The sequence below is a fragment of the Streptomyces novaecaesareae genome, from assembly GCF_000716875.1.
Taxonomy (GTDB): Bacteria; Actinomycetota; Actinomycetes; order Streptomycetales; family Streptomycetaceae; genus Kitasatospora; species Kitasatospora novaecaesareae.
Genome location: NZ_JNWQ01000008.1, coordinates 46,841 through 70,438, shown reverse-complemented (window position 1 = coordinate 70,438; position 23,598 = coordinate 46,841). Strand labels below are relative to the sequence as shown.

The window sequence follows — 23,598 nt, the reverse complement described above, 5'->3', positions numbered from 1 at the left end:
CCCGGCGACTGTTGCCGGAGGTGCCGATGACCATCGAAGCCGGGCAGTCCCTGACGGGGCAGCCGACGACCGTACGGCAGGCCGGGGCCAGGAGGCCCCTCGGAGAGCTCGGCCGGGCAGCGCTCGGCCGGGCCGGGCGGGCCGCGTTACTGGCCACCGGCCGGCCGCTCGTGCCGGACGCCCTGGAGCCGCTCGTCCGGGTCCACCGCCTGCACCACCCGCAGGCCGACCTCGGCCTGCTCGCCCGGGCGTACCGGCTCGCCGAGGCCAGCCACCGCGGCCAGAAGCGCAAGAGCGGCGAGCCGTACATCACCCACCCGCTCGCCGTCACCATGATCCTGGCCCAACTCGGCGCCGGGACGACCACCTTGGTCGCCTCGCTGCTCCACGACACCGTCGAGGACACCGAGTTGACGCTGGACCAGGTCGGCGCCGGTTTCGGACCCGAAGTCGCCTACCTGGTCGACGGGGTGACGAAGCTGGAGAAGGTCGACTTCGGTGCCGCCGCCGAGGCGGAGACCTTCCGCAAGATGCTGGTCGCCACCGGGGACGACGTCCGGGTGATGGTGATCAAGCTGGCCGACCGGCTGCACAACATGCGGACCATCCGGCACATGAAGCCGGCCAGCCGGGTGCGGATCGCCAAGGTCACCCGGGACGTGCTGATCCCGCTGGCCGAACGGCTCGGCATCCAGGTGCTCAAGGCGGAGCTGGAGGACATCGTCTTCGCCACCCTGCACCCCGAGGAGTACGCCCGCACCCGGGCCCTGATGGCCGGTCACGAGGCCCAGCCGGACACCGTCCTGGAGCCCTTCGCCCGGCAACTCGCCCGGCAGCTGGCAGAGGCCGGGGTGGCGGCCGAGGTGACGGTGCGGCCCCGGCACTGCGTCTCGCTGCACCGGGTGCTGCTCAAGCGCTCCGGCGGGCCCGGGCCGGACGGGCGGCCGGAGGAGCCGCGGTCGGCCGACTTCGGGCGGCTGCTGGTGGTCGTGGAGGAGAACGCCGACTGCTACGCGGTGCTCGGCGAGCTGCACACCTGCTGGACACCACTGCCCGGGGAGTTCAAGGACTTCGTCGCCGCGCCCAAGTTCAACCTCTACCAGTCGCTGCACACCGCCGTGGCGCTGAGCGGCGGTGCCGTGGCCGAGGTGCTGGTCCGCACCCGGCGGATGCACGAGGTGGCGGAGACCGGCGTGGTCGCGCTGGGCGACCCGTCCCCGGCCGGCGCCGCCCAGGACGCCGACGAGCTGGACCGCACCGACCCGGCCCGGCCGGGCTGGCTCAGCCGGCTGCTGGAGTGGCAGCAGGAGACGCCCGACCCGGACGCCTTCTGGTCCGCGCTCACCGCGGACCTGGCCGGTGACCGCGAGATCACCGTGGTGACGGAGAGCGGCGAAACGCTTCAGCTGAGGGCCGGCGCGACCTGCGTCGACGCGGCCTACCTGCTCGGCGAGGAGACCGGCCACCGATGTATCGGCGTCCGGGTCAACGGGCGGCTCAGCGCGCTCTCCACCGTGCTGGAGGACGGCGACCTGATCGCGGTGCTCACCGAGACCCTCCCGGCCGACGGCGGGCAGCCCTCCGGCCCCGCCCCCGAGTGGCTGGCCCACGCCCGCACCCCCGCCGCCCGGCTGGCCATCGAACGGTGGCTGGCCGACCCGCCGGCCCGGCTGCCGGTGGTCCGGACCGGCCCGGCGGGCGCCCAGCCCGCCCAGCCCGCCCCCCCCGGCCGCCGGACCACCGAGAAGCGGGCCGCCCCGGTCACGGTGGCCGGACGGCCGGGGGCGGCCGTACGGCTGGCCCGCTGCTGCACGCCGGTGCCGCCGGACGAGGTGGCGGGTTACCCGATCCGCGGCGGCGCGGTGGCCGTGCACCGCACCGGCTGCCCGGCGGGGGAGCGGATGCGGGCGGACGGCCGGGCCGTACTGGAGGTCCGCTGGCAGCCGCAGGACGCCCCCGCCGAGGGGCACCGGGCCACCCTGCGGGCCGAGGCGCTGAACCGGCCCCGGCTGCTCGCCGACCTCACCGCGGCGATCTCCGCCAAGGGCGTCGGCATCGTCTCGGCCGAGGTCGAGCCGCCGCAGGAGTCCAGGGTCCGGCACACCTACACCGTGGAGCTGCCCGAGCCGGGCGCGCTGCCCGGCCTGATGCGGGCGATGCTGCGGGTCTCCGGGGTGTACGACGTGAGCCGGCCGCACGCCCCGGAGGTCGGCCGGACGCGCGGGCTGCTGTGAAATGGGATGACCACCGCGGGCCGGGCGTGCGACCATCATGGGGAATTCACGGCCGGTCCTCGGCGTTCTCAGGGCACAGGAGCCCCGGTGGCGCCGGAGGATCCGAGGGGTAGCTCACCCCGCCCGGACGGTAGCCGGGGCGGCAGCTGGGCAGACTCCCTACGGGACCGCTCCGACGGTCCCCGAAGGCCACCCGTACCAGCAGCCTAAGGACAGAATGACCTCCACGTTCGACACCCGCGACCACGCCGACGCTCCGCGCCGCATCGACGGTCTGCGGGCGGAAGCCCTCATGGACGAGGACCTCGCGGCCATCGACGAGGACCTCGACCGCCACTACGACGGCGACCAGTACGACCGCAGCGAGCGAGCCGCGCTGCGCCGTGTCGCCGGCCTCTCCACCGAACTCGAAGACGTCACCGAGGTCGAGTACCGCCAGCTCCGCCTGGAGCGCGTGGTGCTCGTCGGCGTCTGGACCGACGGCACGCTGGAGGAGGCCGAGAACTCGATGGCGGAGCTCGCCGCGCTCGCCGAGACGGCCGGCTCCGAGGTGCTGGACGGCGTCATCCAGCGTCGCGACAAGCCCGACGCGGCCACCTACATCGGCTCCGGCAAGGCGAAGGAGCTGCGCGACATCGTCGCCGCCAGCGGCGCCGACACCGTGGTCTGCGACGGTGAGCTCACCCCCGGCCAGCTGATCCAGCTGGAGGACGTGGTCAAGGTCAAGGTCGTCGACCGGACGGCCCTGATCCTGGACATCTTCGCCCAGCACGCCAAGTCCCGTGAGGGCAAGGCGCAGGTCTCGCTCGCCCAGATGCAGTACATGCTGCCGCGGCTGCGCGGCTGGGGCCAGTCGCTGTCCCGGCAGATGGGTGGTGGCGGCTCCGGCTCGTCCGGCGGCGGCATGGCCACCCGTGGTCCCGGTGAGACCAAGATCGAGACCGACCGGCGCCGGATCCGCGAGAAGATGGCGAAGCTCCGCAAGGAGATCGCCGACATGAAGAAGGGCCGCGACACCAAGCGCCAGGAGCGCAAGCGCCACCAGGTGCCGTCCGTGGCCATCGCCGGGTACACCAACGCCGGCAAGTCCTCCCTGCTCAACCGGCTCACCGGCGCGGGCGTGCTGGTGGAGAACGCGCTGTTCGCCACCCTGGACCCGACCGTGCGCCGGGCCCAGACCCCGAGCGGGCGGGTCTACACCCTGGCCGACACGGTCGGCTTCGTCCGGCACCTGCCGCACCACCTGGTCGAGGCCTTCCGCTCGACCATGGAGGAGGTCGCCGACGCGGACCTCATCCTGCACGTGGTGGACGGCTCGCACCCCGAGCCGGAGACGCAGCTGGCCGCCGTCCGCGAGGTCATCGTCTCGGTCGACGCGCAGAACGTGCCGGAGATCGTGGTGATCAACAAGGCGGACGCCGCCGACCCGCACGTGCTGCAGCGCCTGCTGCGCCGCGAGCCGCACGCCATCGTGGTGTCGGCCCGCAGCGGCGCGGGCATCGAGGAACTGCTGCAGCTCATCGACGACGAGCTGCCGCGCCCGGCGATCGAGGTGCGGGCCCTGGTGCCCTACACCCAGGGCGGGCTGGTCTCCCGGGTGCACGCGGAGGGCGAGCTGCTCTCCACCGAGCACACCGCCGAGGGCACGCTGCTGCACGCCAAGGTGCCGGCCGAGCTGGCCGCGGAGCTGGGGTACTTCGCGGTGGCCCTGCAGGGCTGAGGCGAAGGGCACGAAGGGCCCCTGGACCGTAACTCGGTCCGGGGGCCCTTCCCATGTCGCGGGTGCCGCCTGGGGGTCGCGGATCTCGCGGGCGTTGCAGGCGTTGCGGGCGTTGCAGGCGTTGCGGGTGGGGCTACCTGACGTTCTTGGCGAAGTAGTCGAAGGCCTGCTTCGCCTGGTCCTGCAGGGCCGGACCGGCCTGGTAGCCGGCCGGATTGCGGTTGCCGACCGCGCCGACGCTGATCAGGTTGGGCTTGCCGTCCTTGGTGATGAACCAGCCGCCGCCGCTGGAGCCCGCGGTCATCGAGCAGCCGATCACGTACATCGGCGGGCGGGTCCGGTCGAAGGAGAGCCGGGCGGGCGCGACGGGCGAGTCGCAGTGGTCCAGCTCCATGCCGTCGAAGGGCCGCTCGGCCGGGTAGCCGTAGGCGGCGGCCGAAGTGATCTGGTCGCGCGGGGCGTTGAACCAGATCGGGACGGCGCCGCCGACCGTCTCCTCCAGGGACTTGCCGGAATCGCCCTCGCCGCGCACCCGCACGATCCCGTAGTCGAACTGGTTGTGCGCCCCGACGCCGCTCTCCTGCAGCCAGGTCGGCGACACCAGCGCGCGCACCGCCGTCCACCGGCCGTACGGGGCGGCCTGCTGGTCGGGGTACGGCTTGCCGTGGGCGGCCTGGCCGTCCCGGTTGAACCCGGGCACGAAGACCAGGTTCTTCAGCCAGCCGCTGCCCTTGCCGTCGTGCAGGCAGTGCGCGGCGGTGTAGACGAGGTTGCTGCGGCCGGGGTTGACCGGGTCGGAGACCACGGTGGCGGAGCAGGCCGCGTCACCCTGCGGCGTGGTCATGAAGAGCCGGCCGACCACGGCGGCGGCCGGGCCGTACGGGTGCTGCTGCGGCTGGGCCGGGACGGCGGCGGGCGCCGGATCCCGCTCGACGCCGGGCGCCGCGGGGGCGGTGAGGGAGTACTCCGGGGTGGGCCGGGGCTTGGCGGCGTCCATCCGGGCGGCCGACCAGGCGCCCGGGGCCGCGTCGTTGGCGAACCCGCTGTCGGCGACGTACTTCGTCCAGTCCTCCAGCTTCCAGCCCGTCAGGTCGCCCAGGCTGGTGGGCGCGGACTTGGGGAGCGCGGGGGGCGGGACGGCCGGCCTGGCGGGGCCGTCCGGGCCGCAGGCGGTCGCGGCGAGGGCGAGCGCGGCGAGCAGCGTGGCGCCGGCCGTGGTGGCCCGGCGTCCCCGGCTGGTGGTTCTGGGCATGCTGCAAAGTCCCCCGCGCTGTGCTGGTGTTCCCGTACCGCCCCCCCCCGTGGCGGCTACGGCTTCCTGGAGATCCATTCCAGGGCCTGCTTGGCGACCGTCTCCAGGTACGGGCCGCTCAGCGAGGTGTGCTCCTGGGTGCCGATCGAGGTGTTGCTGACCAGGGCGGTCCTGCCGTCCGGCATGGTGGCGAACCAGCCGCCGCCGCTGGAGCCCTGGGTCATGTCGCAGCCGATGGTGAGCATCGACGGGCGCTTGGCGTCAAAGGAGAGCCGGGTCGGCTTGCCGCCGTCGCACTTGTACAGCTCCTGGCCGTCGAACGGCTTGAGCAGCGGGTAGCCGGTGGCCCAGACACCGAGCTTGTCGCGGGGGGCGTCGAACCACACCGGGACGGCCGAACCGACCGTCTCCTCCAGGGACTTGCCGGTGTCGTTCTGGTTGTGCACGCGCATGATCGCGAAGTCGTACTGGTTGGCGGCGTCGCCGGAGCTGCCGCCCTCGACCGTCCACTGCGGGGAGGTGGCGACCTGGTCGGCCCACCAGGTGCCGAACGGGGCCAGCTCGGACAGCGGGGCCCGCTTGCCGCCGCTGGACGCGCCCGAGTTGTTGTAGGCGGGCACGAAGACCAGGTCCTTGTAGTAGCTGCCGCCCTTGCCGGGGTGCACGCAGTGGCCCGCCGTCCACACCAGGTTGCTCCTGCCCGGGTGCTGCGGGTCGGTGATCACCGTTGCCGAGCAGTTGCCGCGGCCGCCCTGGGCGGAGAAGAACACCTTGCCGGAGGGCTGCTTGGTGTACGGGCGGGGCACCGCCACGGCCTTGACCACCGGCGGCTCCGGATCGGTCACGCCGTCGTCGGTGGCGGGCTTGGGGGTGGCCGGGGAGGGCTTGGCGGCGGGCGGAGCCGGCTCGGCGGGCTTGGAGTCGCCCATCTTGTCCGGATCCCAGAAGTCCTTCACCACCGGGTTGTTGAAGACGTGCTTGGACGCCCACTTGTCCCAGTCCTCGAACTTCCACTTCTTCAGGTCGTCCCAGCTCCTCGGCAGGCCCTCCAGCAGGCCGGTGGGCAGACCGGACGGGAGGGTGATCCCGCCGATCACGCCGCCTGCGCCGGTGCCGCCGGTCGCCGCGGCCGAGTTGGGCGGCGGCGCGGCGGTGCCCCCGCCGTCGCCCGCCGGGCCGTCCGGTCCGCAGGCGCTCACGGCGATCAGGGCTCCCGCGACCGCGGCGGCGGCCAGTGCTCGGCGGTGGATCGTTGACATCTGTGCGCGTCCCCCTGTGCTCGGTCGGTCCGTACTCGGTCGGGTGGTGCTCGGTCGGCCTGTGGTGCGGCGGGCCACCGCCCTGGAGTCTTCCATCGCAGACGAGGACGGCCGTGCCCGCCCCCCGGGTTGCGGCCCGGCCCGGAGGTCACCGATCCGTGACGCGGGCCCGGTCGGCTCGTTGGCACAGCAGGGCCCGGGCCTCCGGTGGTGGACAATCCCCGATCTTCACCTGGACGAGTGAGCCGTCCTTGTGATCACCCGTCATGGATAGGTAACCCTTACCTGACGCGACGGTGCGAGCGCCCGCCGGTTCCCTTCTCCACCTGTGCGCGTCGGCACCCCCACGCGCCCCAAGGAGCAGCCTTGAGCACCGCCCTCACCGGAGCCCCGCCCGGACCGCCGCTGTCCGCGCCGCGGTCGGCCGTCGAGCCCGACCCGCTGCTGCACGCCGACCCCGCCGTCGCCGCCGAACAGGCCGCGCTGGAAGCCCTGTTGCGCTGCTGGACCAGGGAGACCGGAGCCCGGCCCGGCCCCGACGGCTGCCTCCGGATCGCCGTCCTCGGCGGGGCGGCCCGGCTCACCGCCCCCGTCCGCTACTGGTCCCCGGGCGGTTGGCACCGCTTCGGCCGCGCCACCCTCTCGGTAGGCGAAGGGCGCGCGGCGGACGAAGGCCGTACGGCGGGTCAAGGGGCCGACGCCCCGGTGGACGCCGTCACCGCCGCCGCGCTGCTCGCCGCCGCGGCCGCCGAGCGACCCGACCCCGGACAGGTCGCCGACCTCGCCGCCCGGGTCGCCGACTCGGTCGTCCGCACCGCCGAGATCCTCGCCCACCGCCGCACCGCCCCCGCCCCCGGCGGGCCGGAACGCTCGCACTTCCTCGCCGCCGAACAGTCCCTGCTGCTCGGCCACCCGCTCCACCCCACCCCGAAGAGCCGCGACGGCCTCGGCCCGGCCCAGAGCGTCGCCTACTCGCCCGAACTGCACGGCTCCTTCCAACTCCACTGGTACGCCGTGGACCGCGAACTGCTCGCCGCGGGCTCCGCCGTCGCCGAAAGCGCCGAGCAGCTCACCGCCGGCCTGCTCGGCGGCCGCCCCGCGCTGCCGCCCGGCACCGCCGCCCTGCCGCTGCACCCCTGGCAGGCCCGCGAACTCGCTCACCGGCCGGCCGTCGCCGCACTGCTCGCCGACGGGCTGCTGCACGACCTCGGCCCGGCCGGGGAGCCCTGGTACCCCACCTCCTCGGTGCGCACCGTCTACCGGCCCGGCACCCCGTGGATGCTCAAGCTCTCGCTCGGCCTGCGGATCACCAACTCCCGCCGGGAGAACCTGCGCAAGGAACTGCACCGCGGCCTGGAGGTGCACCGGCTGCTGGAGAGCGGGCTGGCCGCCGAGTGGCAGGCCGCCCACCCCGGCTTCGACATCGTCCGCGACCCGGCCTGGATCGGCGTCGACCACCCCGCGCTCGGCGACCCGGGCGGCCTGGACACCGTGCTGCGCGCCCAGCCGTTCGCCCCCGCCGAGCGCGTGCTGTGCGTCGCCGGACTGGTCGCCGAACAGCCGCTCGGCGCCGGCGACACCGTGCCCTCCAGGCTCGGCGACATCCTGCGGGCGCTCGCCGCCCGATGCGGCCGACCGCAGCCGACCGTGGCCGCCGATTGGTTCCTGCGCTACCTGGAAACCGTCGTGCTGCCCGTCCTCTGGCTGGACGGCCGGGCCGGCATCGCCCTCGAAGCCCACCAGCAGAACAGCCTGGTCCTGCTGGACGCCGACGGCTGGCCGACCGGCGGCCGCTACCGGGACAACCAGGGCTACTACTACCGCGAGAGCGCCGCCGAACGGCTCACCGCCCGGCTGCCCGGGCTCGGCACCGACAGCGACACCTTCCTGCCCGACCCGGTGATCGACCACCACTTCGCCTACTACCTCGGCATCAACCACGTCCTCGGCCTGATCGGCGCCCTCGGCTCCCAGCAACTGGCCGACGAAACGGTGCTGTTGGCGGCGCTGCGCCGGTTCCTGGCCGGTCCCGCGGCCGCAGCCACCGGCTCGGCGCTGCCCGCGCTGCTGCTCGACGCGCCCACGCTGCCCTGCAAGGCCAACCTGCTCACCCGGATCAACGGCCTGGACGAACTGGTCGGCCCGGTCGCCACCCAGTCCGTGTACGTGGACATCCCCAACCCGGTGGCGGGCCCCTGATGTTCGACGACCTGCCCGGGTGGGGCGCGATCCCCACCTCGGCCGGCGAGTTCCGGCTCGGCCCCGTCCGGCTGCCCGCCGACCTGGACCTGCTCGCCGGGTGGATGAACGACCCCGAGGTCGCCGCCTTCTGGGAACTCGCCGGACCACCGGACCGCACCGCCCGGCACGTCCGGGCCCAACTGGACGGCGACGGCCGCAGCCTCCCGTGCCTCGGCCTGCTCGACGGCGAGCCGATGAGCTACTGGGAGCTCTACCGCGCCGACCTCGACCCCCTCGCCGCCCACTACCCGGCCCGGCCGCACGACACCGGCCTCCACCTGCTGCTCGGCCCCGCCGCCAGCCGCGGCCGGGGCCTGGGCGCCGTCCTGCTGGGCGCCCTCGCGGAACGGATCCTGCGCCGCCGCCCGCACTGCGAACGGGTCGTCGCCGAACCGGACGTCCGCAACCGGCGCTCGGTCCGGGCCTTCGAACGGGCCGGCTTCCGGGCGGCCGCCGAACTCGACCTGCCCGGCAAGCGCGCCGCCCTGATGGTGCGCACCCGGGCCGCACTGCCCGCCCGGGCCTGACCTGCTCGGGCCTGACCCGCCCGGCCCTGACCCGCGCCCGGCCCGGACTCCGCCCGACCCCGAGCCCGAGCCCGACCCCGAGCCCGCCTAGCCCCGATCCCGCCTAGGACACCCCGTGGACACCGCAGCACCCCAGCCGCCGTACGACCTGCTCGGCGTCGGCATCGGCCCGTTCAACCTCTCGCTCGCGGCGCTCGCCGAACCCGTCCCCGGCCTGCGCACGCTCTTCTGCGACCAGCGCCCGGAGTTCCGCTGGCACCACGGGATGCTGGTGGACGGGGCCCGGATGCAGGTGCCCTTCCTCGCCGACCTGGTCTCCCTGGTGGATCCGACCAACCCGTGGTCCTTCCTCAACTACCTGCGCGAACAGGACCGGCTGTTCCCGTTCTACTTCGCCGAGCGCTTCCAACTGCCCCGCCGCGAGTACGACCACTACTGCCGCTGGGCCGCCGAGCGGCTGGCCAACTGCCGCTTCGGCACCGAGGTCACCGCCCTGCACTGGGCCGGCACCTCGGGGGAAGGGCCTTGGTACCGGGTCGAGTTGACCGACACCGCGACCGGGCGGCGGACCACCGTACGGGCCCGCAACCTCGCCCTCGGCGTCGGCACCCGGCCCGTACGCCCCGAGGCCTTCGCCGCCCTGGCCGGCCACCCCCGCGCCTTCCACTCCGCCGACTACCTGGACCGCCGCGCCGACCTGGCCGGCGCCCGGGACATCACCGTGGTCGGCAGCGGGCAGTCCGGCGCCGAGGTCTTCCTCGACCTGCTCCGGCGCCACCAGGACGACGGCGTCCGGCTGCGCTGGCTCACCCGCACCCGGGCACTCGCGCCCATGGAGTACTCCAAGCTCGGCCTGGAGCACTTCACCCCCGACTACACCCGCTACTTCCACAGCCTGCCCGGGCCCACCAGGGACGCCCTGGTCGACTCCCAGTGGCAGCTGCACAAGGCCGCCAGCGCCGAGACCCTCGCCGAGATCCACGACCACCTCTACGAGCGCACCATCGGCCGCCCGATCGACACCGCCCCGGTCGAGATCACCCCCGGCACCGGCGTCACCGACGCCCGCCCCGGCCCCTGCGGCGGCCTCGAACTGCGCTGCCGGCACACCGACTCCGGCGCCGAGCACGTGCTGCGCACCGACGCCGTGGTGCTCGCCACCGGCTACCGGGCCGCCCGCCCGGCCGCACTCGAACCGCTCGCCCCCCTGATCGACTGGGACGAGACCGGGCGCTACCGGGTCGACCTCGACCACCGGGTCGCCACCCGGCCCGAACTCACCGGCGGCCTCTACGTCCAGAACGCCGAACTGCACACCCACGGCGTCGGCACGCCCGACCTCGGGCTCGGCGCCCACCGGGCCGCCGTGATCCTCAACGCCGTCACCGGCCGGACCGTCCACCGACTGCCGACCCGCACCGCCTGGACCGGCTTCGCGCCGCCCGCCCCCGCACCCGTCGGACAGACCCCCGTCCTCCCTCGCCCCCAGGAGCTGACCCGTGCCGCAACAGTCGGCCGCTGAACCGCCGCTCTACCTCCCCCCACACCTCACCGCCGGGCACTGGCAGCGGGCCGCCCGCGCCCTGCTGGCCAAGATGCTCGGCGAGTTCGCCTACGAGGAACTGCTCAAACCCCTCCCCGGCGTCCTACCCGGCGAGTACCTGCTCCCACTGCCCGGCGTCGAGTACCGCTTCACCGCCCGGCGCGGCGCCTACGACAGCTGGCAGGTCGACCCGGAGTCCCTCCGCTGCTCCGAACCCGACGGCCTGGACCCGCTGCGCTTCCTCCCCTACGCCCGGCAGACCCTCGGGATGCGCGGCGAGACCACCGGCCACCTGATCCGCGAACTCTCCGCCACCCTGACCGCCGACGCCCGCCAGCTCGCCACCGCGCTCACCGCCGCCGAACTCGCCGAACTCGACCACCCGGCACTGGAGGGCCGACAGACCGGCCACCCCTGGATCGTCCCCAACAAGGGCCGGATCGGCTTCTCCGCCGCCGACGCCGCCCGCTGGGCCCCGGAGGCCCGCAGCCCCCGCCCACTGCCCTGGATCGCCGTCCACCGCCGGCTCGCCGAGTACCGCGGCGTACCCGGCCTGGAACGGCCCGAACAGCTCTACGCCCGCGAACTGGACGACGTGGACGCACTGCGCGCCGCGCTCGGCCCGGACGCCGACGACTACCTGCTGCTGCCCGTCCACCCCTGGCAGTGGGACGAGACGATCCTGCCGCTGTTCGCGCCCTGGATCGCCTCCGGCGAGATCGTCCCACTGCCCTCGGACGGCGACCCACGGCTGCCCCAGCAGTCCATCCGCTCCTTCTTCAACACCGCCCACCCCGAGCGCTGCACGGTCAAACTGCCGCTGTCGATCCTCAACACCCTGGTCTGGCGCGGCCTGCCCACCGAGCGCACCCTCGCCGCCCCCGCCGTCACCGCCTGGCTGCACGGGCTGCGCGACGCCGACCCGTTCCTGCGCGACGAGTGCCGGGTGATCCTGCTCGGCGAGATCGCCTCCGTCACCGTCGACCACCCGCTGTACCGGGAGCTGCCCGAGGCGCCCTACCAGTACAAGGAACTGCTCGGCGCGATCTGGCGCGAACCGCTCGGCCCCCGCCTGGACCCCGGCGAGCGCGCCCGCACCCTCGCCGCCCTGCTGCAGACCGGCTCCGACGGCCGGGCGCTCGCCGCCGAGCTGATCACCCGCTCCGGCCTCACCCCCGCCCAGTGGACCGGCCGGCTGTTCGCCGCGATGCTGCCGCCCCTGCTGCACTTCCTCTACCGCTACGGGCTGGTCTTCTCCCCGCACGGCGAGAACGCCATCGTCGTCTTCGACGACCGCGGCACCCCGGCCCGGCTCGCGGTCAAGGACTTCGTCGACGACGTCAACCTCAGCGACCAGGACCTGCCCGAACTGCGCGAGCTGCCCGCCGAGGTCGCCGACGTGCTGCTGCGGGACAGCCCGCAGGGGCTCTGCCAGTTCATCCACGCCGGACTGTTCATCGGCGTCTTCCGCTACCTCGCCCCGCTGCTGGAGGCGCAGACCGGACTGCCCGAGGCCGAGTTCTGGGCCCTGCTGCGCGCCGAGATCCTCCGCCACCAGGCCCGCTTCCCCGAGCTGCGCGAGCGCTTCGAGCTGTTCGACCTGTTCCGGCCCCGGATCGACCGGCTCTGCCTCAACCGCAACCGGCTGCTCCTCGACGGCTACCAGGACCGCCCCTTCCGCCCGCACGCCGCCCGGCACGGGACCGTGCCGAACGCGCTGGTGGCCGTCGACGTACGGCCGCCCGCGCGACGGGACCGGATTGTCACCCCCGCCCCGTAGGCTGGGAGGGTCATGACGAACGACTCCGAATCCCACGACTCCGAATCCCAGCGGGCGGCGGACCTCGGCGACGAGGCCGAGGAAGCAGTCGCCGTTCCGCGCTCGCGGATCCCCGAACTGCTGCACGCCGCGGTGGCGGCCGTCGGCGGCGTCGAGCGCCCCGGCCAGGTCCGGATGGCCGAGGCCGTCGCCGACGCCGTCGACCACGGCGAGCACCTGCTCGTCCAGGCCGGCACCGGCACCGGGAAGTCCCTGGCCTACCTGGTGCCCGCGCTCGCCCACGGCGACCGTGTGGTCGTCGCCACCGCCACCCTGGCGCTGCAACGCCAGCTGGTGGAACGGGACTTGCCGCGCACCGTCGACGCGCTGCACCCGGTGCTGCGCCGCCGCCCGCTGTACGCGATGCTCAAGGGCCGCTCCAACTACCTGTGCCTGCACCGGGCCAACGAGGGCACCCCGAGCGACGAGGGCGAGGGCCTGTTCGACCCGGTGGACGCGCTCGGCGGGCCCACCGGCAAGCTCGGGCAGGACGTGCTGCGGCTGCGCGACTGGGCCGACGAGACCGACACCGGTGACCGCGACGACCTCAGCCCCGGCGTCTCCGACAAGGCCTGGGCCCAGCTCGCGGTCACCTCCAAGGAGTGCCTCGGCGCCACCCGCTGCCCGTACGGGCAGGAGTGCTTCGCCGAGAAGGCGCGGGAGCGGGCCAAGCTCGCGGACGTCGTGGTCACCAACCACGCGATGCTCGCCATCGACGCGATCGAGGGCGCGCCGGTGCTGCCCGAGCACGGGCTGCTGATCGTGGACGAGGCGCACGAGCTGGTCAACCGGGTCACCGGCGCGGCCACCGCCGAGCTGACCGTCGGCGCCGTCAACCGGGCCGTGAAGCGGGCCGCCCGGCTCGCCAACGAGAAGGCCGTGGACGCCCTGCAGGCCGCCGCCGAGAACTACCACGGCCTGATGGAGACCGCCCAGCCCGGCCGGGTCGAGGAACTGCCGGAGTACCTGGCGTACGCCGTCACCGCGATCCGGGACGCCTCCCGCCAGGTGATCACCTCGCTCGGTGAGACCAGGGACAAGGGGCTCAGCGACGAGGACGCCGTCCGCAAGCAGGCCATGGCCTCAGCCGAGACCCTGCACGAGACCGCCGACCGATTGCTGGAGGGCTCCGAGTACGACGTGGTCTGGATCGAGCGCAGCGACCGCTACGGGCTGGGCACCGCCTCGCTGCGGGTCGCGCCGCTGAGCGTGTCCGGGCTGCTGCGCGAGGGGCTGTACAAGGAGCGCTCGGTCGTCCTCACCTCGGCCACCCTCAAGCTCGGCGGGGACTTCAACGGCGTCGCCGCCTCGGTGGGCCTGCCCTCCGAGACCCGGCTGCCGGACGTCCGCACGGCCGGGGACAACCCGGAGCCGGGCCCCGGGTTCGGCGAGGACGCGGTGCCGCACTGGCGCGGCATCGACGTCGGCTCGCCGTTCAAGTACCCCAAGCAGGGCATCCTGTACGTCGCCAAGCACCTGGCCGATCCCGGGCGCGACCCCGAACGGCCTGACATGCTCGACGAGTTGGCCGAGCTGATCGGCGCGGCCGGCGGGCGGACCCTGGGCCTGTTCTCCTCGATGCGCGGCGCCCAGGCGGCCGCCGAGGCGATGCGCGAGCGGCTGGACCACCGGATCCTGCTCCAGGGGGAGGACACCCTGGGCGAGTTGATCCGCGAGTTCGCCTCGGACGCGACCACCTGCCTGTTCGGCACGCTCTCGCTCTGGCAGGGCGTGGACGTGCCGGGCTCGGCCTGCCAACTGGTCGTGATGGACCGGATCCCGTTCCCGCGGCCGGACGACCCGCTGATGAGCGCCCGCCAGCGGGACGTCGAACAGCGCGGCGGGAACGGCTTCATGGCCGTCGCGGCGACGCACGCGGCGCTGCTGATGGCGCAGGGCGCGGGCCGGCTGGTCCGCGCGGCGGACGACCGGGGCGTGGTGGCGGTGCTCGACCCGCGGGTGGAGACCAAGCGGTACGGGAGTTTCTTCCGCTCCTCGATGCCCGAGTTCTGGTACACCACGGACCGCAACCAGGTGCGGCGCTCGCTGGCGGCGATCGACGCCTCGGCGGCGCCGGTGCGGCCGGTGGTGAAGCGGGGCTGAGCGCCCCGCGCCCGCTCCGGAAGGCGCCCGAATGCCCGGCCCGCTCCCGGAAGCACCCGGAACGCCCTCGGAACGCCGGAGGGGCTCCCCGCACTCTGCGGTGGAGCCCCTTCCCGGTGTGGTGTCTGGTGTGGGCGCTCGGAGGCGGCGCAGGACCGCTCAGAGGCGGCGCAGGACCGCGACGACCTTGCCCAGGATGGTCGCGTTGTCGCCGTTGATCGGCTCGTACGCCGGGTTGTGCGGCATCAGCCAGATCCGGCCGTCCTCGCGCTTGAGCCGCTTGACGGTGGCCTCGCCGTCGATCATCGCGGCCACGATGTCGCCGTTCTCGGCGACCGGCTGGCGGCGGACGGTGACCCAGTCGCCGTCGCAGATGGCCGCCTCGATCATCGAGTCGCCGCGCACGGTGAGCGCGAACAGCTCGCCCTCGCCGACCAGCTGGCGGGGCAGCGGGAAGACGTCCTCGACCGTCTGCTCGGCCAGGATCGGCCCGCCGGCGGCGATCCGGCCCACCAGCGGCACGTAGGAGGTGGAGGGGCGGCCGGCCGTCTCGGCGGTGTTCGGGCGGGCCACCTCGACGCCGCGGACCTCGTAGGCGCGCGGACGGTGCGGGTCGCGGCGCAGGAAGCCCTTGCGCTCCAGGGCCATCAGCTGGTGGGCGACCGAGGAGGTGCTGGACAGGCCGACGGCCTGGCCGATCTCGCGCATGGACGGCGGGTAGCCCCGGCGCTGGACGGAGTCCCTGATGACCTCGATCACCCGGCGCTGGCGCTCGGTGAGGCCGGCCTCGTCGGTGCGGATGCCGGGGGGGCGGCCGGGCATCGCCCGGGCGGGGGAGGCGTGGGCGTCATCCGTGGCGGGGGAGTGTTCGATCGGCTGGTCGGGCACCCGGGTCGAGCCGGAAAGGGCCGTACCGGGGAGACGGTGGTCTTCGCTGCGGTCCATGCTGATGTCCATACCCTGCTGATTGTTGGTGCGCTGCCCCACCTTGAACTGGGCGTGTTCCTGCACCGGGATGGTGTTGCTTTCGATCGTGTTCACGGCGGCCCCTCTCGACGGCTGTCCTCTCCCTTTTCCAGCCCAACGCACCTCCTATCGAAAGGTTGCGCCAAACACACGTTCGAGTGAATTATTCGGGAGTTGGGTGACTCGATCAAGGCTTTGTTGTACATCGAGTAAATGTTCGACTCGAACGCGACTCCGGCAGTCTAATCCGCGCCGACACGCCAGGGGTGTCACTTCCCCCGAAGGCCTAGATGTAGTGGCTAGAGTCCTCTCCGTGCCCAGTACTAGTGGTCGCCTCGCATGATCAGCTTGCCGAGGCCGGGGGCGCATCGCATAGACTCAACTGGTCCGCACGTTCTGCCAGGGAGGGATCCCGAGGTGCACTGCCCCTTCTGCCGGCACTCCGACAGCCGCGTTGTCGACAGCCGGACCACCGAGGACGGCAGCTGCATCCGCCGTCGTCGGCAGTGCCCGGACTGCGGTCGCCGCTTCACCACGGTGGAGACGGCGGCGCTGATGGTCATCAAGCGCAGCGGCGTCACCGAGCCGTTCTCCCGGCAGAAGGTCATCACCGGCGTCCGCAAGGCCTGCCAGGGCCGCCCGGTCACCGAGGACGCGCTGGCCCAGCTCGGCCAGCGGGTCGAGGAGTGCGTGCGCGCCAGCGGCAACGCCGAGCTGACCACCCACGACGTCGGGCTGGCCATACTCGGCCCGCTCAAGGAACTCGACGTGGTCGCCTACCTGCGCTTCGCCAGCGTGTACCAGGCATACGACGGACTGGAAGACTTCGAGGCCGCCATCGCGGAACTCCGCGCCGAGCAGCCCCTCACCCCGGAGACGGACGACACCTGCGTGTCCGTCGCCGCCGCCGCGCCCTAGGAGGCGCCGGCACCCCGGCCCCAGGCGGGCCCAGCCGCACCACAACGGCCCTGCGGGGCCCCGGCGTGCCCGGAAACGGGGCGCAGAACACTACAAACCGTGCGAAAACAGGCAGGGTCTCCGCCTGCCCGCACACCGGAAGAACGAACCAGCAGTGCCCGGACTTTTCAGGGCACTCCGGGCGTTTGCCCAGGAGGAGGAGCGAGAAGTGACAGACACCACGAGCGGTTCCGCACGCGGGTCGAAGTCCGAGAAGACCGCGGCCAAGGGCGCCAAGGCCCCGAAGGGCGGCCTGCGGATGGAGCGCATCCACACCACTCCTGGCGTGCACCCGTACGACGCGGTCCGCTGGGAGCGGCGTGACGTCGTCATGACCAACTGGCGTGACGGGTCGATCAACTTCGAGCAGCGCGGCGTCGAGTTCCCCGACTTCTGGTCGGTCAACGCCGTCAACATCGTCACGTCCAAGTACTTCCGCGGCGCCGTCGGCACCCCGCAGCGCGAGTGGAGCCTCAAGCAGATCATCGACCGCGTGGTGCTCACCTACCGCGCCGCCGGCGAGAAGCACGGCTACTTCGCCACCAAGGACGACGCCGACATCTTCGAGCACGAGCTGACGCACGCTCTCCTCCACCAGGTGTTCAGCTTCAACTCGCCGGTCTGGTTCAACGTCGGCACCAAGCAGCCCCAGCAGGTCAGCGCCTGCTTCATCCTGTCCGTCGACGACTCCATGGAGTCGATCCTCGACTGGTACAAGGAAGAGGGCATGATCTTCAAGGGCGGCTCCGGCGCCGGCCTCAACCTCTCCCGGATCCGCTCCTCCAAGGAACTGCTGTCCTCCGGCGGCAACGCCTCCGGCCCGGTCTCCTTCATGCGCGGCGCCGACGCCTCCGCCGGCACCATCAAGTCCGGTGGCGCCACCCGCCGCGCGGCCAAGATGGTCGTGCTCGACGTCGACCACCCGGACGTCGAGGCCTTCATCGAGACCAAGGTGAAGGAGGAGGAGAAGATCCGCGCCCTGCGCGACGCGGGCTTCGACATGGACCTCGGCGGGGACGACATCACCTCCGTCCAGTACCAGAACGCCAACAACTCCGTCCGCGTCTCCGACGAATTCATGACCGCCGTCGAGAACGGCACCGAATTCGGCCTGCGCGCCCGGATGACCGGCGAGGTCATCGAGACCGTCGACGCGAAGAAGCTGTTCCGCAAGATGGCCGAGGCCGCCTGGGCCTGCGCCGACCCCGGAATCCAGTACGACTCCACCATCAACCACTGGCACACCTGCCCGGAGTCCGGCCGCATCAACGCGTCCAACCCCTGCTCCGAGTACATGCACCTGGACAACTCCAGCTGCAACCTCGCCTCGCTCAACCTGATGAAGTTCCTGCGCGACGACGACAGCTTCGACGCCGAGCGCTTCGCCAAGGTCGTCGAGCTGGTCATCACCGCGATGGACATCTCCATCTGCTTCGCCGACTTCCCGACCGAGAAGATCGGCGAGACCACCCGCGCCTACCGCCAGCTCGGCATCGGCTACGCCAACCTCGGCGCCCTGCTGATGGCCACCGGCCACGCCTACGACAGCGAGGGCGGCCGCGCCCTGGCCGGCGCCATCACCTCGCTGATGACCGGCACCGCCTACCGCCGCGGCGCCGAACTCGCCGGTGTCGTCGGCCCGTACGACGGCTACGCCCGCAACGCGGCCGCCCACCAGCAGGTCATGAAGCAGCACGCGGACGCCTCGCTCGACGCCGTCTCGGTGGACGAACTGGACGCCCCGGTCTGGCTGGCCGCCAACCGGGCCTGGCAGGACGTGGTGCGCATCGGCGCGCAGAACGGTTTCCGCAACGCCCAGGCCTCGGTGCTCGCCCCGACCGGCACCATCGGCCTGATGATGGACTGCGACACCACCGGCGTCGAGCCCGACCTCGCCCTGGTCAAGTTCAAGAAGCTCGTCGGCGGCGGCTCGATGCAGATCGTCAACGGCACCGTCCCGCGCGCCCTCAAGCGCCTCGGCTACCAGGACGAGCAGATCGAGGCGATCGTCGCCCACATCGCCGAGCACGGCAACGTCGTCGACGCGCCGGGCCTGAAGGCCGAGCACTACGAGGTGTTCGACTGCGCGATGGGCGAGCGCGTCATCTCGGCCATGGGCCACGTGCGGATGATGGCCGCGATCCAGCCGTGGATCTCCGGCGCCATCTCCAAGACGGTGAACATGCCTGAGACCGCCACGGTCGAGGAGATCGAGGAGATCTACTTCGAGGCGTGGAAGATGGGCGTCAAGGCGCTCGCCATCTACCGCGACAACTGCAAGGTCGGCCAGCCGCTCTCGGCGAAGAAGAAGGACTCCGAGGACAAGACCGAGGAGGCCCCGGCCGCCCCGGCCGCCGCGGTCGAGAAGGTCGTCGAGTACCGCCCGGTCCGCAAGCGCCTGCCCAAGGGCCGCCCGGGCATCACCACCTCCTTCACGGTCGGTGGCGCCGAGGGCTACATGACCGCCAACTCCTACCCGGACGACGGCCTCGGCGAGGTCTTCCTGAAGATGTCCAAGCAGGGCTCGACCCTCGCGGGCATGATGGACGCCTTCTCCATCGCCGTCTCGGTCGGCCTGCAGTACGGCGTGCCGCTGGAGACCTACGTCTCGAAGTTCACCAACATGCGCTTCGAGCCGGCCGGTCTGACCGACGACCCGGACGTGCGGATGGCCCAGTCGATCGTCGACTACATCTTCCGCCGCCTGGCGCTGGACTTCCTGCCGTTCGAGACCCGCTCGGCGCTCGGCATCCACTCCGTCGAGGAGCGCCAGCGCCACCTGGAGACCGGCTCCTACGAGCCGCTGGAGGCCGACGAGCTCGACACCGAGTCGCTCGCCCAGTCGGCCCCGGTGGCCCCGGTCGTCGCCGCCAAGCCGGCCCCGGCCGTCGAGGCGCCCAAGGCGGCCCCGAAGCAGGCCCACAACTCCACGGAGCTGATGGAGATCCAGCTCGGCCTCAACGCCGACGCGCCGCTCTGCTTCTCCTGCGGCACCAAGATGCGCCGCGCCGGCAGCTGCTACCTCTGCGAGGGCTGCGGCTCCACCAGCGGCTGCAGCTGACCACCCCGGTGTTCACCCCATGAGGTGAACTCCTGAAGCGGGGCGAGGACTTCACGGTCCTCGCCCCGCTTTTCGCGTTCCCCGGGGCTGCCGATGTCACGGATGGGGGTGGTGTCCGGTCGGTAGGGGGTGACGGGTTCTGGTGAGAGGAGTGGTGTGGTGAACGGGACGGTGCTGGTGACCGGGGCGACGGGGACGTTGGGGCGGGAGGTGGTGCGGCTGCTGGTGGCGCGCGGGGTGGCGGTGCGGGGGTTGAGCCGGCGGGCGCGGGGTGGGGGCGACGGGGTCGAGTGGGTGGTCGGGGACCTGGTGAGCGGGGCCGGGATCGCCGAGGCGATGGCCGGGGTGGAGGTGGTGGTGGATTGCGCGACCACGCAGCGGAAGGCGGACGTGGCCGCGGTCCGGACGCTGGTGGCGCGGGCGCGCGAGGCGGGGGTGCGGCACCTGGTGTACGTGTCGATCGTGGGGATCGACCGGGTGCCGATCGCGTACTACCGGACGAAGCTCGCGTGTGAGCGGGTGGTGCGGGAGTCGGGGCTGGGGTGGACGGTGCTGCGGGCGACGCAGTTCCATGACCTGGTGCTGAGGATCTTCGACGGGTCGATGAAGCTGCCGGTGTTCCCGGTGGTCGGCGGGGCGCGGTTCCAGCCGGTGGACGTCCGGGAGGTGGCGGCGGCGGTGGCGGACCTGGCGGGAGAGGAGCCCGCCGGGTTCGCGCCGGAGGTGGGCGGGCCGCAGGTGCGGTCGTACCGGGAGCTGGCCGAGGCGTACCTGCGGGCGGCGGGCCGGCGGCGGGTGCTGCTGCCGGTGCGGGTGCCGGGGGCCGCGGGTCGGGGGCTGCGCGCGGGCGGGAACCTGACGCCGGAGCGGGCGGTGGGCAGGGGGTCCTTCGAGGAGGCGCTGGAGCGGCGGTTCGGCGGCCGCTGACGCCGGAGTGTTGTCAACCGGGGTTGACATCCCCGTCGATGTCAACCAAAGTTGACAGCATGAGTGAGAGCGGAGAACTCGCGGCCGCGGCGAGCAGCCGTGACCCTGCGGTGGGACTCCGGGCGGTCCGTGCGCTGCGCGATCTGGCGGACCGCCTGGAAGGCCTGCAGGTGGGCAACGCCCGGTCGCAGGGCTGGTCCTGGCAGGACATCGCGGTCTGCCTCGGGGTGACCAGGCAGGCGGTGCACAAGAAGTACGCGAAGCGCGGTACCGGTGGCGACCAGGACGGAGGCTGAGTGATGTTCGAGCGTTTCACCCCCACGGCGCGGCAGGTGGTGGTCACCGCGCAGCAGGAGGCGCGGGAGTTGCGGCACGGCTACGTCGGGACGGAGCACCTCCTGCTGGCGATCCTGAGCCGGCCGGAGGACCCGGCCGCCGGGGTGCTGACGGAGGCCGGGCTGGACCACGGGACGGCGCGGCAGGCGGTGCGCCGGCTGCTGGGGGAAGGGGACCAGGCGCAGGCGCTGGCCTCGATCGGGGTCGACCTGGACGCGGTGCGGGAGGCGGTCGAATCGGTCTTCGGCGAGGGGGCGCTGGACGCCCCGCCCGAGGAGGAGCCGAAGCGCCGGGGCTGGTTCCGCTCCGGCGGCGCGTTCAGCGGGCACGTCCCGTTCACGACCCGGGCCAAGAAGGCGCTGGAGTTGTCGCTGCGGGAATCGCTGCGGATGAAGTCGGGGGAGATCGCGGTCGGGCACCTGCTGCTCGGGGTGCTGCGCGAGGGGGAGGGCCTCGGGGCACGGGTGATCGCCGACCACGGACTGGATCCGAAGGCCGTCCGGGAGGCGGTCGAACGGAAGCTGGGCTGAAGCCCGGCTGTGAACCGGGCCACTCGGTCGTGCGGCGGTTGCGTCACCAATCGGTGTACGGGACGTGGATGAAGGAGACTGCCCGTCAACTGGCCACTTGAGGCCAATGTCTGAATCGATATGATCGGCGCACAAGCGTGAACCGATCAGCCGCCCGGAGACGTTTCGCGACGTCGCCGGGCGGTCTCGTATCTGCGCCCGACCAGCTGTCGGCGGTCGCGACCGTCGTCGACCCGCCGCCCGTGCCGCCGCCCGCCGACGTTGCCGAGGACCGCACCGATGAGAGAAGCCACCAGCCCCGACGGCCGGCCGCGCCGACGGCCCGCGCCGCGCACCGTCGCCCTGACGGCGGCCGCCGTCCTGCTGACGCTGGCCGCCGCACCCGTCGGCATCACCCGGGCCCTGGGGGCGCACCAGCCGCTCACCGCCCTCGCGGTGGGCGCCGTGACGGTGCTCTGGCTGATCGCCGTCGGCCTCGCGGCGCTCGGCGCCGAGCGCTCCGGCGCACTGGCCGAGGACCTGGCCGCGCAGCACGCGGAGACGATGACGGCGCTGGTCGCCGCCGGCTCCGCCCGGCAGGCCGAGACGGCGGCCAAGGGGCGTGCCGCCGCCGCTGAGGCCGAGCGGGACACCGCCCGCGCGGAGCGGGCCCGCGCGGAGGCGGACGCCGCGGCCGCACGCACCGAGCTGGCCCGGCTGCGGACCGAGCTGGACGCCGAGCGGGCCGAGGCGGAGGTGGCACGGGAGCGGGCCGCGGCCGAGGCTGAGGCGGTACGGGAGCGGGCCGAGGCCGAGCGGGCCGAGCTGGACGGGATCGCCGCCGGCGTCCTGCCCGAGGTGGTGAAGAAGCTGCGCGGCGGCGCGGCCGTGGACAGCGCGCTGGCCGCCCACCGCAAGCACCCCCAGTACGCGCTGCTGCGCGCCGTCGGCGAGGAGATCGGCCGGGGCGAGCGGCTGCGGGCCGCCGCGCTCGCGGTCTGCGCGACCGCCGCCGGGCGGGTGCAGGCCCTGGCCACGAGCATGCACGCCGAGCTGCGCGAGATGCAGCACCGGCATGACGAGGAGGTCCTCGGCGACCTGCTGCGCCTGGACCACTCGACCGCCCAGGCGGGCCGGATGGCCGACAGCATCGCGGTGCTCACCGGCGCCCGTTCGGGCCGGCGCTGGGCCAAGCCGATCGCCGTGGAGTCGGTGCTGCGCGGCGCGCTCGGCCGGATCGGCGCCTACCAGCGGGTGCGGCTGCACAACGCCAGCACCGCCGCCGTCGCCGGGTACGCGGCCGAGGGCATCATGCACGCGCTGGCCGAGTTGCTGGACAACGCCACCAACTTCTCCGCCCCGCCGGCCGAGGTGCACGTCTACGTCGAGGAGGTGTCCGCCGGGCTGGCGGTCACCGTCGAGGACAGCGGCCTGGGCCTGGGCGACGGCTGGCTGCGCCGGGCCGAACGGGCCGTCTCCGGCGAGCCGCTGGACCTCACCACGCTGTCCGCCGGCACCCGGCTCGGCCTCGCGGTGGTCGGCGTGCTGGCCCGCAAGCACGGGCTGCAGATCTCCTTCCGGCCGTCGGCGCGCGGCGGTACGGGGGTGGTGATGCTGATCCCGCAGCAGCTGGTCACGCATCCGGCTCCGGAGTCCGCTCCGGCGCCCGTCGTGACGCAGGCGCCGGCCGCGGAGCCCGCGCGCCCTGCACTGACCCCCGCACTGACCCCCGGGCGCCCGGCACCCGCGCGCCCGGCGCGCGCCCCCCTGCCGCCGGCGCCCCACGCGCCGGCCGCGCCCGCCGTCACCGCGGCACCTGCCGTCACCGCGGCGCCCGCCGTCCCCGCCCAGCTGCCGCCCGCGCCCGCCCGGATGACGGACAGCGGCCTGCCGCAGCGCCGTCGCGGGCAGACGCTGGCCACCACCGCCCCGGCGGCGGCCCAGGCGGCGAAGCCCGTACGCGGCGACGCGGTGAGCGCGGCCGCCCGGTTCGGCGCGTTCCGTAAGGCGGCCCTGCCGATCAAGAGCGACGGGCCGCCGACTACGGACTTCACTTCCGATGCCTCATCTGTCACCGAGAAGGACTCCCGTTGACTTCCTCCTCCAGCCGAGGCCGGAGGACTCCAACCCTCGCGGGTCGGGCT

At 73.4% G+C, this 23,598-nt stretch carries 16 protein-coding genes; 13 read left to right on the top strand and 3 right to left on the bottom strand.

Going from position 1 to position 23,598, the window contains the following annotated elements:
• Positions 1-26 precede the first annotated feature (26 nt).
• Positions 27-2,234: a RelA/SpoT family protein gene (locus OP86_RS04905; protein ID WP_051829693.1), complete on the top strand. Its 2,208-nt coding sequence runs from the start codon at positions 27-29 to the stop codon at positions 2,232-2,234.
• Between the two features lie 217 nt (positions 2,235-2,451).
• Positions 2,452-3,954, top strand: a complete 1,503-nt coding sequence (hflX, locus tag OP86_RS04900) for a GTPase HflX (RefSeq protein WP_030057611.1) — start codon at positions 2,452-2,454, stop codon at positions 3,952-3,954.
• A gap of 133 nt (positions 3,955-4,087) precedes the next feature.
• Here the strand turns inward: hflX and OP86_RS04895 are convergent, their stop codons facing one another.
• Both OP86_RS04895 and OP86_RS04890 read right to left on the bottom strand, forming a co-directional pair.
• Entirely contained in the window at positions 4,088-5,206 is a 1,119-nt protein-coding gene (locus OP86_RS04895) for a trypsin-like serine peptidase (protein ID WP_030057612.1), read from the bottom strand.
• Positions 5,207-5,262: 56 nt separating this feature from the next.
• Complete coding sequence (locus OP86_RS04890; RefSeq protein ID WP_030057613.1) at positions 5,263-6,465, bottom strand: trypsin-like serine peptidase; 1,203 nt, start codon at positions 6,463-6,465, stop codon at positions 5,263-5,265.
• A gap of 366 nt (positions 6,466-6,831) precedes the next feature.
• On the opposite strand from OP86_RS04890, the gene OP86_RS37755 reads away from it, so the two are divergent.
• From OP86_RS37755 to OP86_RS04865, 5 genes are all read left to right on the top strand, one after another.
• A complete protein-coding gene (locus OP86_RS37755) occupies positions 6,832-8,664 on the top strand; it encodes an IucA/IucC family protein (protein ID WP_033330995.1) in 1,833 nt (610 codons plus the stop codon).
• Positions 8,556-9,233, top strand: a complete 678-nt coding sequence (locus OP86_RS37750; RefSeq protein WP_030057616.1) for a GNAT family N-acetyltransferase — start codon at positions 8,556-8,558, stop codon at positions 9,231-9,233. Before OP86_RS37755 ends, OP86_RS37750 begins: the two co-directional genes overlap by 109 nt.
• 115 nt (positions 9,234-9,348) lie before the next feature.
• Positions 9,349-10,755, top strand: coding sequence for a lysine N(6)-hydroxylase/L-ornithine N(5)-oxygenase family protein (locus OP86_RS04875; protein ID WP_030256967.1), 1,407 nt, complete (start codon positions 9,349-9,351; stop codon positions 10,753-10,755).
• A complete protein-coding gene (locus OP86_RS04870; protein WP_030057619.1) occupies positions 10,733-12,556 on the top strand; it encodes an IucA/IucC family protein in 1,824 nt (607 codons plus the stop codon). The genes OP86_RS04875 and OP86_RS04870 overlap by 23 nt, the downstream gene beginning before the upstream one ends.
• A gap of 12 nt (positions 12,557-12,568) precedes the next feature.
• Positions 12,569-14,698: an ATP-dependent DNA helicase gene (locus OP86_RS04865; RefSeq protein ID WP_078588619.1), complete on the top strand. Its 2,130-nt coding sequence runs from the start codon at positions 12,569-12,571 to the stop codon at positions 14,696-14,698.
• A gap of 159 nt (positions 14,699-14,857) precedes the next feature.
• On the opposite strand, the gene lexA is transcribed toward OP86_RS04865, so the two are convergent.
• Complete coding sequence (lexA, locus tag OP86_RS04860) at positions 14,858-15,520, bottom strand: transcriptional repressor LexA (protein WP_224281048.1); 663 nt, start codon at positions 15,518-15,520, stop codon at positions 14,858-14,860.
• 561 nt (positions 15,521-16,081) lie between these two features.
• On the opposite strand from lexA, the gene nrdR reads away from it, so the two are divergent.
• The 6 genes from nrdR to OP86_RS04830 all read left to right on the top strand — a co-directional run bounded on the left by nrdR (position 16,082) and on the right by OP86_RS04830 (position 23,548).
• On the top strand, positions 16,082-16,582 hold the full coding sequence (gene nrdR / locus OP86_RS04855; RefSeq protein ID WP_051829692.1) for a transcriptional regulator NrdR: 501 nt from the start codon (positions 16,082-16,084) through the stop codon (positions 16,580-16,582).
• A 208-nt stretch (positions 16,583-16,790) separates the two neighbouring features.
• Positions 16,791-19,682 carry a vitamin B12-dependent ribonucleotide reductase gene (locus tag OP86_RS04850; RefSeq protein ID WP_030256964.1) on the top strand — a complete coding sequence of 964 codons (2,892 nt, stop codon included), beginning with the start codon at positions 16,791-16,793 and terminating at the stop codon, positions 19,680-19,682.
• 159 nt (positions 19,683-19,841) lie between these two features.
• Positions 19,842-20,609 (top strand): SDR family oxidoreductase, encoded by a 768-nt coding sequence (locus tag OP86_RS04845; RefSeq protein ID WP_030256961.1) that lies wholly within the window; start codon positions 19,842-19,844, stop codon positions 20,607-20,609.
• A gap of 59 nt (positions 20,610-20,668) precedes the next feature.
• Complete coding sequence (locus OP86_RS04840; RefSeq protein ID WP_033330993.1) at positions 20,669-20,905, top strand: hypothetical protein; 237 nt, start codon at positions 20,669-20,671, stop codon at positions 20,903-20,905.
• Positions 20,906-20,908: 3 nt separating this feature from the next.
• On the top strand, positions 20,909-21,475 hold the full coding sequence (locus tag OP86_RS39110) for a Clp protease N-terminal domain-containing protein (protein WP_030057627.1): 567 nt from the start codon (positions 20,909-20,911) through the stop codon (positions 21,473-21,475).
• Between the two features lie 279 nt (positions 21,476-21,754).
• Positions 21,755-23,548 carry a sensor histidine kinase gene (locus tag OP86_RS04830; protein WP_051829691.1) on the top strand — a complete coding sequence of 598 codons (1,794 nt, stop codon included), beginning with the start codon at positions 21,755-21,757 and terminating at the stop codon, positions 23,546-23,548.
• The last annotated feature ends 50 nt before the right edge of the window (positions 23,549-23,598 follow it).

Coding starts and splice junctions, on each gene's coding strand:
- OP86_RS04905 (WP_051829693.1), top strand. CDS start 27: ATGACCATCGAAGCCGGGCAGTCCCTGACGGGGCAGCCGACGACCGTA.
- hflX (WP_030057611.1), top strand. CDS start 2,452: ATGACCTCCACGTTCGACACCCGCGACCACGCCGACGCTCCGCGCCGC.
- OP86_RS04895 (WP_030057612.1), bottom strand. CDS start 5,206: ATGCCCAGAACCACCAGCCGGGGACGCCGGGCCACCACGGCCGGCGCC.
- OP86_RS04890 (WP_030057613.1), bottom strand. CDS start 6,465: ATGTCAACGATCCACCGCCGAGCACTGGCCGCCGCCGCGGTCGCGGGA.
- OP86_RS04865 (WP_078588619.1), top strand. CDS start 12,569: ATGACGAACGACTCCGAATCCCACGACTCCGAATCCCAGCGGGCGGCG.
- lexA (WP_224281048.1), bottom strand. CDS start 15,520: ATGCCCGGCCGCCCCCCCGGCATCCGCACCGACGAGGCCGGCCTCACC.
- OP86_RS04840 (WP_033330993.1), top strand. CDS start 20,669: ATGAGTGAGAGCGGAGAACTCGCGGCCGCGGCGAGCAGCCGTGACCCT.
- OP86_RS39110 (WP_030057627.1), top strand. CDS start 20,909: ATGTTCGAGCGTTTCACCCCCACGGCGCGGCAGGTGGTGGTCACCGCG.
- OP86_RS04830 (WP_051829691.1), top strand. CDS start 21,755: ATGAGAGAAGCCACCAGCCCCGACGGCCGGCCGCGCCGACGGCCCGCG.